This is a genomic window from Streptomyces sp. NPDC051822 (assembly GCF_044452745.1).
Taxonomy (GTDB): Bacteria; Actinomycetota; Actinomycetes; order Streptomycetales; family Streptomycetaceae; genus Streptomyces.
Genome location: NZ_JBITBZ010000002.1, coordinates 1,023,593 through 1,034,236 on the forward strand (window position 1 = coordinate 1,023,593; position 10,644 = coordinate 1,034,236).

Below are 10,644 nucleotides of genomic sequence, written 5' to 3' on the forward strand. Positions count from 1 at the left end.
ACGAACACCTAAGAGGAGATCAGCGTGGCTCTCGACGCCGCTGTCAAGAAGCAGATCATGACCGAGTTCGGCACCAAGGAGGGCGACACCGGCTCTCCCGAGGTCCAGGTCGCCATGCTCTCCCGTCGCATCTCGGACCTGACCGAGCACCTCAAGCAGCACAAGCACGACCACCACTCCCGCCGTGGTCTGCTGATCCTGGTCGGCCAGCGCCGCCGCCTGCTGCAGTACCTGGCCAAGAAGGACATCCAGCGCTTCCGTACGCTGGTCGACCGCCTCGGCATCCGCCGCGGTGCGGCCGGCGGCGCCAAGTAACACGCCGTTGAGGGAGCGGTTCCCACTTTCAGGGGGCCGCTCCCTTTGCTGTACGTGCGGAAAGCAGACACCGGCACTTAGGCTGGTGGCACAACCCCATATACGACGAGCGAGGAGCCGCCGGCTCGCCGCCGGTCCTCGGTAGTGGCCCCCGGACACGAATCCCCGGGTGCTTCGATCGAAGACCGGCCAGCCCCGAAGCGAGCTTCTCCGCCGCCGTCGCACACCGTCCCCCGCCACACGGGCCCGGGACGCAAAGACGAACACGTAGGAGAAACCCATAGTGGAGAACGAGACCCACTACGCCGAGGCCGTCATCGACAATGGCGCCTTCGGTACCCGCACCATCCGCTTCGAGACCGGCCGCCTCGCCAAGCAGGCCGCCGGCTCGGCCGTCGCCTACCTGGACGACGACACGATGGTCCTCTCGGCGACCACCGCCTCGAAGCGCCCCAAGGACCAGCTCGACTTCTTCCCCCTCACGGTGGACGTCGAGGAGCGGATGTACGCGGCCGGCAAGATCCCCGGCTCCTTCTTCCGCCGGGAGGGCCGCCCCTCCGAGGACGCGATCCTCACCTGCCGCCTGATCGACCGGCCGCTGCGCCCCTCCTTCAAGAAGGGCCTGCGCAACGAGATCCAGATCGTCGAGACGATCATGGCGCTCAACCCCGACCACCTGTACGACGTGGTCGCGATCAACGCCGCCTCCTGCTCCACGCAGCTGGCCGGCCTGCCCTTCTCCGGCCCGATCGGCGGCACCCGTGTCGCCCTGATCAAGGGCCAGTGGGTCGCGTTCCCGACGCACACCGAGCTCGAGGACGCCGTCTTCGACATGGTCGTCGCCGGTCGCGTCCTCGAGGACGGCGACGTCGCGATCATGATGGTCGAGGCCGAGGCCACCGAGCGCACGATCGAGCTCGTCAAGGGCGGCGCCGAGGCGCCGACCGAGGAGCTCGTGGCCGCCGGTCTCGAGGCCGCGAAGCCCTTCATCAAGGTCCTCTGCAAGGCCCAGTCGGACCTCGCCGCCAAGGCCGCCAAGCCCACCGGCGAGTTCCCGGTCTTCCTCGAGTACCAGGACGACGTCCTGGAGGCGCTCGCCGCCGCCGTCAAGGGCGACCTCGCCAAGGCGCTCACCATCGCCGGCAAGCAGGAGCGCGAGACCGAGCTCGACCGCATCAAGGAGCTCGCCGCCGAGAAGCTCCTCCCGGCCTTCGAAGGCCGCGAGAAGGAGATCTCGGGCGCCTACCGCGCGCTGACCAAGAAGCTGGTCCGCGAGCGGATCATCAAGGACAAGGTCCGCATCGACGGCCGCGGGCTCACGGACATCCGTACCCTCGCCGCCGAGGTCGAGGCCATCCCGCGCGTGCACGGCTCGGCGCTGTTCGAGCGTGGCGAGACCCAGATCCTGGGCGTCACCACCCTCAACATGCTCCGCATGGAGCAGCAGCTGGACACCCTCTCCCCGGTGACCCGCAAGCGCTACATGCACAACTACAACTTCCCGCCGTACTCCGTCGGCGAGACCGGCCGCGTGGGCTCGCCCAAGCGCCGCGAGATCGGCCACGGCGCCCTCGCCGAGCGCGCCCTCGTGCCGGTCCTCCCGACCCGCGAGGAGTTCCCCTACGCGATCCGTCAGGTGTCCGAGGCCCTCGGCTCCAACGGCTCGACGTCGATGGGCTCGGTCTGCGCCTCCACCATGTCGCTGCTGAACGCCGGTGTGCCGCTCAAGGCCCCCGTCGCCGGTATCGCCATGGGTCTGATCTCCGAGGAGATCGACGGCAAGACGCACTACGTCGCCCTCACCGACATCCTCGGTGCGGAGGACGCCTTCGGCGACATGGACTTCAAGGTCGCCGGTACCAAGGAGTTCGTCACCGCCCTCCAGCTCGACACCAAGCTGGACGGCATCCCGGCCTCCGTCCTGGCCGCGGCCCTCAAGCAGGCCCGCGACGCCCGCCTCCACATCCTCGACGTGATGATGGAAGCGATCGACACGCCGGACGAGATGTCCCCCAACGCCCCGCGGATCATCACCGTCAAGATCCCCGTGGACAAGATCGGTGAGGTCATCGGCCCCAAGGGCAAGATGATCAACCAGATCCAGGAGGACACCGGCGCCGACATCACGATCGAGGACGACGGCACCATCTACATCGGTGCCGCCCAGGGCTCGCAGGCCGAGGCCGCCCGCGCCGTGATCAACGGCATCGCCAACCCGACCATGCCGGAGGTCGGCGAGCGCTACCTGGGTACGGTCGTCAAGACCACCACCTTCGGTGCCTTCGTCTCCCTGATGCCCGGCAAGGACGGTCTGCTGCACATCTCGCAGATCCGCAAGCTCGCCGGTGGCAAGCGCGTGGAGAACGTCGAGGACGTGCTCGCGATCGGCGCCAAGGTCCAGGTCGAGATCGCCGAGATCGACCAGCGCGGCAAGCTGTCGCTCGTCCCCGTCATGGCGGATGAGGACGGCGCCGCCGACGACAAGGGCGACACCGACCAGTGACGTCCCGTAGTTCCGTGACGACGGCCCGCCCCTCTTCGGAGGGGCGGGCCGTCGCCCGTACCCAAACGCTTCTCCCGGGCAAGGACGGCATCGGCACGGTCCGGCGCACGACCCTTCCCGGCGGCCTCCGGATCGTCACCGAGACCCTCCCCTCCGTGCGCTCCGCCACCTTCGGCATCTGGGCGCACGTCGGCTCCCGCGACGAGACCCCGGCGCTGAACGGCGCCACCCACTACCTGGAGCACCTCCTCTTCAAGGGCACCCACAAGCGGTCCGCCCTCGACATCTCCGCCGCGATCGACGCGGTCGGCGGCGAGATGAACGCCTTCACGGCGAAGGAGTACACCTGCTACTACGCCCGGGTCCTCGACACCGACCTGCCGCTCGCGATCGACGTCGTCTGCGACATGCTCACGGGCTCGCTCATCCTCGAAGAGGACGTGGACGCCGAGCGCGGTGTCATCCTCGAAGAGATCGCGATGACCGAGGACGACCCCGGCGACGTCGTGCACGAGCTGTTCGCGCAGACGATGTTCGGCGACACCCCGCTGGGCCGCCCGGTCCTCGGCACCGTCGACACCGTCAACGGGCTCAGCCGCGGCCAGATCGCCCGCTTCTACAAGAAGCACTACGACCCGACCCACCTGGTCGTCGCCGCCGCCGGCAACGTCGACCACGCCACGGTGGTACGCCAGGTCCGCCGCGCCTTCGAGAAGGCCGGCGCCCTCACCCGTACCGACGCCGTCCCCGTCGCGCCGCGCGACGGCGTGCGGAACCTGCGCACGGCGGGCCGCGTCGAGCTCCTTAACCGCAAGACGGAGCAGGCCCACGTGGTCCTCGGCATGCCGGGCCTGGCCCGCACCGACGAGCGCCGCTGGGCCCTCGGCGTACTGAACACCGCCCTCGGCGGCGGCATGTCCTCCCGCCTCTTCCAGGAGGTCCGCGAGAAGCGCGGCCTGGCCTACAGCGTGTACTCGTACACCTCGGGCTTCGCCGACTGCGGCCTCTTCGGGGTGTACGCGGGCTGCCGGCCCGGACAGGTCCACGACGTCCTGAAGATCTGCCGCGACGAACTCGACAAGGTGGCCTCCGACGGCCTCACCGACGACGAGATCGCCCGCGCCGTCGGCCAGCTGTCCGGTTCGACGGTGCTCGGCCTCGAGGACACCGGCGCCCTGATGAACCGCATCGGCAAGAGCGAACTGTGCTGGGGCACCCAGATGTCGGTCGACGACATGCTGGACCGGATCGCGGCCGTCACCCCGGACGAGGTCCGGGAGGTCGCCCGCGATGTACTGACCCAGCGGCCCTCGCTCTCGGTGATCGGCCCGCTGAAGGACAAGCAGGCGGACCGCCTCCACCAAGCGGTCTCCTGACCCCAAGCCCCTAAGGAAGAGCAGAGCATGAGCAAGCTGCGCGTGGCGGTCCTCGGTGCCCAGGGCCGTATCGGCTCGGAGGCGGTCAAGGCCGTCGAGGCCGCCGAGGACATGGAACTGGTCGCGGCCCTCGGCCGCGGCGACAAGCTGGAGACGCTCACCGAGGCGGGCGCCCAGGTCGTCGTCGAGCTGACCACCCCCGCCTCCGTGATGGAGAACCTCGACTTCTGCGTGCGCCACGGCATCCACGCGGTCGTCGGCACCACCGGCTGGACCGAGGAGCGCCTCGCGCAGCTGCGGACCTGGCTCGCCGCCTCCCCGGAGACCGGCGTCCTCATCGCTCCGAACTTCTCCATCGGCGCGGTCCTGACCATGAGGTTCGCGCAGCTCGCGGCCCCGTACTTCGAGTCGGTCGAGGTTATCGAGCTGCATCACCCGCACAAGGTGGACGCCCCCTCGGGCACCGCCACCCGGACGGCCCAGCTGATCGCCGCCGCCCGCGCGGAGGCCGGCCTCGACGCCCAGCCGGACGCCACCGCCACCGCCCTGGACGGCGCGCGCGGCGCCGACGTCGACGGCGTCCGGGTCCACTCCGTACGTCTGGCGGGTCTCCTGGCCCACCAGGAGGTCCTGCTCGGCGGCGAGGGCGAGACCCTCACCGTCCGCCACGACTCCCTGCACCACTCCAGCTTCATGCCGGGCATCCTCCTGGGCGCCCGCCGCGTGACCAGCACTCCGGGCCTCACCTTCGGCCTGGAGCACTTCCTGGACCTGGGCTGACGGCCATGGGCGGAAAAATCACGTACGTCTTCCTGGCCACCGTGCTGGTGCTCGTCTTCGGCGTGGTGGCCATGGAGGGCGTCCTGCTGCTCCTCACGGGCGAGCCCGCCGCCATGGGCATGGGCGCGGTCGCGTTCCTGCTGCCCGGCGTCGGCGGCTGGTTCCTCTGGAAGAACACCCGGTTCGCCCGGCAGGCGGGCCGCCTCGCCACCGAACTGGAGGCGGAGGGCGGCCTGCCCGTCGACGAGCTGAAGCGCACGGAGGGCGGCCGCATCGACCGTGACTCCGCCGACGAGGTCTTCGCACGGCGCAAGGCCGAGACGGAGGACTCACCGGACGACTGGCGCTGCTGGTTCCGGCTCGCGGTCGCCTATCACGACGCCCGCGACACCCCCCGGGCCCGCAAGGCGATGCAGCGGGCCATCGCCCTCCACGAGGGACGTCCGGTCAGCGTGTGACGGCGGGGGCGACGCCGTACTCGGCGTGCCAGGCCTCGACCGTGTCGGCCGCCCGGTCGAAGGCCTCTACACGGGAGAGGAAATCGGCGTTGTGGTCGGTGAGCAGCAGCAGCTGCTCACCACCCTGCCGGTCGAGCACCAGCGCCTGTCCCTGGACGGTACGGGGGAGCCCCAGCCAGCGCACGGGCTGCTGCACGGTCCGTACGGACGTCACCCTGGCCCACGGCACGGTGACGGTCCTGAAGAAGGCCACCCGGCGCATCCCCGCGCGGCTCACCCAGGTACCCATGCGGAGCATCCGCAGGGCGGCCAGGACGACGAGCACGGCGAAGCCGAGGGTGGCGGCCCCTCCGTCGAAGCCTCCGGCCGCGGTGATGATCACCGCGGCGAGAAGCACGAACGAGGCGAGCAGCAGCGCGACCGCCGCCGCCCCGACGCGCCAGGAGCCCGGCCGGTACGGACGGCGCCACTGGTCGTGGTCGTCGAACGGCAGGGCGACGTGGTCGGTCGTGTCAAAAGCACGGTCGGCCGTCAGAAAGGGCAGGGGCACGACAGGTCCTCACTCACAGGCACGCTCGAAGGGGCAGTGCCCGGTGAGGCTACCTCAGCGGTTGTCGGAGGCTTCGGACTGCTGTTGACGAGCGGCCGAGTCACCCGACTGTAGGGACGGCATCCCGAGGATCAGCGACCCCACGAGGCCGGCCACGACGGTCAGCCCGATCAGGGTACGGCCCATGATCTGCCCGGCGCCGAGGCGCTCCCGTGGCGGTGGAGTGACGTTACTGCGGAAATGGTCGGCCTCCGCGACGAACGCGAACGGTACGGCCTCTTTCCGGCGGAACATCAGAGCCACTCTCCTCGGTCGTATGTGTGCTTCACAGGTACAGACGACGGAACAGGTGCTTTGGTGCCGTATTTCACCAAAGCGGCCGAATCTCATCCTCCGGTAGGACGTCGTTAGAGTGGGCGACTGCAACAGCCGACTGGAAGGACCGCTGGTGAGCGACAGCCCCACCGAGAACGTGAAGATCGACTTCCGGAGCGACGTCACCGTTGACCTGGTCAAGAGCGCGGCGGGCGACTCCGACGTCCTCTGGGCGGCCCGGGTGTCCACGGCGGGCGAGCAGTCGCTCGAAGAGCTCCAGAAGGACCCGGAGCGCTCGAAGGGCCTCATCAACTACCTGATGCGTGACCGCCACGGCAGCCCCTTCGAGCACAACTCGATGACGTTCTTCATCAGCGCCCCGATCTTCGTCTTCCGCGAGTTCATGCGGCACCGCGTCGGCTGGTCGTACAACGAGGAATCGGGCCGCTACAGGGAGCTGGAGCCGGTCTTCTACGTTCCCGACGCCTCCCGCAAGCTCGTCCAGGAGGGCCGCCCGGGGAAGTACGTCTTCGTCGAGGGCAGCCAGGAGCAGCACGACCTGACGAGCCGCACGATGGAGGACTCGTACCGGACGGCCTACGCCGCCTACCAGGAAATGCTGGCGGCCGGCGTGGCCCGCGAGGTCGCCCGTTCGGTCCTCCCCGTCGGTCTCTTCTCCTCGATGTACGCCACGTGCAACGCGCGCTCGCTGATGCACTTCCTGGGCCTGCGCACCCAGCACGAGCTGGCCGCGGTCCCGTCCTTCCCGCAGCGGGAGATCGAGATGGTCGGCGAGAAGATGGAGGAGCACTGGGCCCGGCTGATGCCGCTGACCCATGCCGCCTTCAACAAGAACGGCCGTGTGGCCCCGTAGGGCACACATGTCCGAACCTCGACGCGAAGTGTCCGTATTGCGACGTTTCACGAAGTTCATCTAGGCTGATCAAACGGACCCGGCGCTGCCTGAACCCCCGAGCAGGCAGCGCCGGGCTCCTCTTCTCTTGTGCCCCTAAAGGACACCCGGCGCTGAGCAGCGAGTAGCGTGTTACCCATGGCTCCGATCTCCACTCCGCAGACCCCCTTCGGGCGGGTCCTCACCGCCATGGTCACGCCCTTCACGGCGGACGGCGCACTCGACCTCGACGGTGCCCAGCGACTGGCCACCCACCTGGTGGACGCAGGCAACGACGGCCTCGTCGTCAACGGCACCACCGGCGAGTCCCCCACCACCAGCGACGCGGAGAAATCGGAGCTGGTACGGGCGGTACTGGAGGCGGTCGGCGACCGCGCCCACATCGTGGCCGGCATCGGCACCAACGACACCCACCACTCCATCGAGCTCGCCCGCACCGCCGAGCGTGACGGCGCCCACGGCCTGCTCGCCGTGACCCCGTACTACAACAAGCCCCCGCAGGAGGGCCTGTACCGGCACTTCTCGGCCATCGCCGACGCCACCGAGCTCCCGGTGATGCTGTACGACATCCCCGGCCGCAGCGGCGTCCCGATCGACACCGAGACCATCGTCCGGCTCGCGGAGCACCCGCGGATCGTCGCCAACAAGGACGCCAAGGGCGACCTCGGCCGCGCCAGCTGGGCCATCGCCCGCTCCGGCCTCGCCTGGTACTCCGGCGACGACATGCTGAACCTGCCCCTGCTCTCCGTCGGCGCCTGCGGCTTCGTCTCCGTCGTGGGCCACCTCGTCACCCCGGAACTCCGCGCCCTCCTCGAAGCCCACCAGGGCGGCGAGGTCCAGAAGGCCACCGAGATCCACCAGAAGCTGCTGCCGGTCTACACCGGCATGTTCCGCACCCAGGGCGTCATGACCACCAAGGCCGCCCTCGCCCTCCAGGGCCTCCCGGCCGGCCCGCTGCGCCTGCCGCTCGTCGAGCTGTCCCCGCAGGAGACCGAGCAGCTCAAGGTCGACCTGGCCGCCGGCGGGGTAGAACTCTGACAACGGACTTCACAACTGAACACTGACAACAGCAAGTGCACGAATGTCATGCGCGCCACGTGCCAAGGGGTACGTGGCGTGCGTGGTGAGGAGAGTCTTTTGAGTCATCCGCATCCTGAACTCGGTGCCCCGCCGAAGCTCCCGAAGGGCGCCCTGCGCGTCATCCCGCTCGGCGGGCTCGGAGAGATCGGCCGGAACATGACGGTCTTCGAGTTCGACGGCCGTCTGCTCATCGTCGACTGCGGCGTCCTCTTCCCCGAAGAGGAGCAGCCGGGTGTCGACCTGATCCTCCCGGACTTCAGCATCATCCGGGACCGCCTCGACGACATCGAAGGCATCGTGCTCACGCACGGCCACGAGGACCACATCGGTGCCGTCCCCTACCTGCTCCGGCTCAAGCCGGACATCCCGCTCATCGGCTCCAAGCTGACCCTCGCCCTGATCGAGGCCAAGCTCCAGGAGCACCGCATCCGCCCCTACACCCTCGAGGTGAAGGAAGGCGACCGGGAGGTCCTGGGGTCGTTCGACTGCGAGTTCATCGCGGTCAACCACTCCATCCCGGACGCCCTCGCGGTCGCCATCCGCACCCCCGCGGGCATGGCCGTCGCCACCGGCGACTTCAAGATGGACCAGCTCCCGCTGGACGGCCGCCTCACCGACCTGCACGCGTTCGCGCGTCTGAGTGAGGAAGGCATCGACCTTCTCCTCTCGGACTCCACGAACGCCGAGGTCCCGGGCTTCGTCCCGCCGGAGAAGGACATCTCCAACGTCCTGCGCACGGTCTTCGCGAACGCCCAGAAGCGGATCATCGTGGCGAGCTTCGCGAGCCACGTGCACCGCATCCAGCAGATCCTCGACGCCGCCCACGAGTACGGCCGCCGGGTCGCCTTCGTCGGCCGCTCGATGGTCCGCAACATGGGCATCGCCCGCGACCTGGGCTACCTGCGCGTTCCGGCCGGCCTCGTCGTGGACGTGAAGACCCTCGACGACCTGCCGGACGACGAGGTCGTGCTGGTCTGCACGGGCTCCCAGGGCGAGCCGATGGCGGCCCTGTCCCGTATGGCCAACCGGGACCACCAGATCCGCATCGTCCCCGGCGACACGGTCATCCTGGCCTCGTCCCTCATCCCGGGCAACGAGAACGCGGTCTACCGCGTGATCAACGGCCTGACCCGCTGGGGCGCGAACGTCGTCCACAAGGGCAACGCCAAGGTCCACGTCTCGGGCCACGCCTCGGCCGGCGAGCTGCTGTACTTCTACAACATCTGCCGCCCGAAGAACCTCATGCCGGTCCACGGCGAATGGCGCCACCTGCGCGCCAACGCCGAGCTCGGCGCCATGACGGGCATCCCGAAGGACCACATCGTCATCGCCGAGGACGGTGTCGTCGTCGACCTGGTCGACGGCCGCGCCCGGATCACCGGCAAGGTCCAGGCGGGTTACGTGTACGTCGACGGCCTGTCGGTCGGCGACGTCACGGAGGTCCACCTCAAGGACCGCCGCATCCTCGGCGAAGAGGGCATCATCTCGGTCTTCGTGGTGGTGGACTCCTCGACCGGCAAGATCGTCAGCGGGCCGAACATCCACGCCCGCGGCTCCGGCATCGAGGACGCGGCGTTCGACGCCGTCGTCCCGAAGGTCGACCAGGCCCTGAACCGGTCGGCGCAGGACGGCGTGCTCGAACCGCACCAGCTCCAGCAGCTGATCCGCCGCACCGTCGGCAAGTGGGTCTCGGACACCTACCGCCGTCGCCCGATGATCCTCCCGGTCGTCGTAGAGGTCTGACCAGCGCAACTCCGGAGCGGGGCCCCTCGATTTGCATCGGGGCGCCCCGCTCCAGTACGTTTACGGCTCCGCCAGAACGGGAAGCCCCGGCGCCGACGTGCGCCCGGAAGGCCGACCGGGAGGCGGAAAGACCAAGTCAGAACTTCTGATAAAGTCTGAAAGCGCCGAAAGGCCCCGGAGCGAAAAGCGAAAGGGACCGGAAAGCACCGAGGAAATTGGGTCGGAAAGATCTGATAGAGTCGGAAACGCAGGAAAACGAAGTACCGAAGGGAAGCCCGGAGGAAAGCCCGAGAGGGTGAGTACGAAGGAAGCGTCCGTTCCTTGAGAACTCAACAGCGTGCCAAAAATCAACGCCAGATTAGTTGATACCCCGTCCATCTTCGGATGGCGAGGTTCCTTTGAAAGTCCTGCCGGCCCTTGTGGCGGGTAGGCAACATACACAGCGAGGACGCTGTGGACAGTCGGCCTTATTCCGGCCTGACTGTCCCGCTCAACGCGAGTGTCACCGGATAACCGGTAAACATTCACGGAGAGTTTGATCCTGGCTCAGGACGAACGCTGGCGGCGTGCTTAACACATGCAAGTCGAACGATGAAGCCCTTCGGGGTGGA

The 10,644-nt window shown here is 68.6% G+C and carries 10 protein-coding genes and 1 rRNA gene; 9 read left to right on the plus strand and 2 right to left on the minus strand.

Going from position 1 to position 10,644, the window contains the following annotated elements; all coding sequences use genetic code 11:
• Positions 1-24: 24 nt before the first annotated feature.
• From rpsO to ACIA8N_RS10435, 5 genes are all read left to right on the plus strand, one after another.
• Positions 25-315: a 30S ribosomal protein S15 gene (gene rpsO / locus ACIA8N_RS10415; protein WP_030206644.1), complete on the plus strand. Its 291-nt coding sequence runs from the start codon at positions 25-27 to the stop codon at positions 313-315.
• Between the two features lie 283 nt (positions 316-598).
• The gene (locus ACIA8N_RS10420; protein ID WP_365786896.1) at positions 599-2,818 is read left to right on the plus strand and encodes a polyribonucleotide nucleotidyltransferase; all 2,220 of its coding nucleotides are present in this window, start codon (positions 599-601) and stop codon (positions 2,816-2,818) included.
• Positions 2,815-4,194 (plus strand): pitrilysin family protein, encoded by a 1,380-nt coding sequence (locus ACIA8N_RS10425; RefSeq protein ID WP_030550873.1) that lies wholly within the window; start codon positions 2,815-2,817, stop codon positions 4,192-4,194. The genes ACIA8N_RS10420 and ACIA8N_RS10425 overlap by 4 nt, the downstream gene beginning before the upstream one ends.
• Positions 4,195-4,221: 27 nt before the next feature.
• Entirely contained in the window at positions 4,222-4,974 is a 753-nt protein-coding gene (gene dapB / locus ACIA8N_RS10430; protein ID WP_365786899.1) for a 4-hydroxy-tetrahydrodipicolinate reductase, read from the plus strand.
• A 5-nt stretch (positions 4,975-4,979) separates the two neighbouring features.
• Positions 4,980-5,432, plus strand: a complete 453-nt coding sequence (locus tag ACIA8N_RS10435) for a tetratricopeptide repeat protein (RefSeq protein ID WP_365786901.1) — start codon at positions 4,980-4,982, stop codon at positions 5,430-5,432.
• Here ACIA8N_RS10435 and ACIA8N_RS10440 read toward each other — a convergent pair.
• Positions 5,422-5,982: a hypothetical protein gene (locus ACIA8N_RS10440; protein WP_365786903.1), complete on the minus strand. Its 561-nt coding sequence runs from the start codon at positions 5,980-5,982 to the stop codon at positions 5,422-5,424. The two genes, ACIA8N_RS10435 and ACIA8N_RS10440, sit on opposite strands and share 11 nt — an antisense overlap.
• 54 nt (positions 5,983-6,036) lie before the next feature.
• Complete coding sequence (locus ACIA8N_RS10445) at positions 6,037-6,276, minus strand: hypothetical protein (protein ID WP_359217673.1); 240 nt, start codon at positions 6,274-6,276, stop codon at positions 6,037-6,039.
• 154 nt (positions 6,277-6,430) lie between these two features.
• Here ACIA8N_RS10445 and thyX point away from each other — a divergent pair, with 154 nt between their 5' ends.
• The 4 genes from thyX to ACIA8N_RS10465 all read left to right on the plus strand — a co-directional run.
• A complete protein-coding gene (gene thyX / locus ACIA8N_RS10450) occupies positions 6,431-7,171 on the plus strand; it encodes an FAD-dependent thymidylate synthase (protein ID WP_030206660.1) in 741 nt (246 codons plus the stop codon).
• Positions 7,172-7,348: 177 nt separating this feature from the next.
• Positions 7,349-8,248 (plus strand): 4-hydroxy-tetrahydrodipicolinate synthase, encoded by a 900-nt coding sequence (dapA, locus tag ACIA8N_RS10455; RefSeq protein ID WP_365786905.1) that lies wholly within the window; start codon positions 7,349-7,351, stop codon positions 8,246-8,248.
• Positions 8,249-8,347: 99 nt separating this feature from the next.
• Positions 8,348-10,033: a ribonuclease J gene (locus tag ACIA8N_RS10460; RefSeq protein ID WP_030550858.1), complete on the plus strand. Its 1,686-nt coding sequence runs from the start codon at positions 8,348-8,350 to the stop codon at positions 10,031-10,033.
• A gap of 523 nt (positions 10,034-10,556) precedes the next feature.
• Positions 10,557-10,644 (plus strand): 16S ribosomal RNA (locus ACIA8N_RS10465); the annotation flags it as partial.

Coding starts and splice junctions, on each gene's coding strand:
- dapB (WP_365786899.1), top strand. CDS start 4,222: ATGAGCAAGCTGCGCGTGGCGGTCCTCGGTGCCCAGGGCCGTATCGGC.
- ACIA8N_RS10445 (WP_359217673.1), bottom strand. CDS start 6,276: ATGTTCCGCCGGAAAGAGGCCGTACCGTTCGCGTTCGTCGCGGAGGCC.
- dapA (WP_365786905.1), top strand. CDS start 7,349: ATGGCTCCGATCTCCACTCCGCAGACCCCCTTCGGGCGGGTCCTCACC.
- ACIA8N_RS10435 (WP_365786901.1), top strand. CDS start 4,980: ATGGGCGGAAAAATCACGTACGTCTTCCTGGCCACCGTGCTGGTGCTC.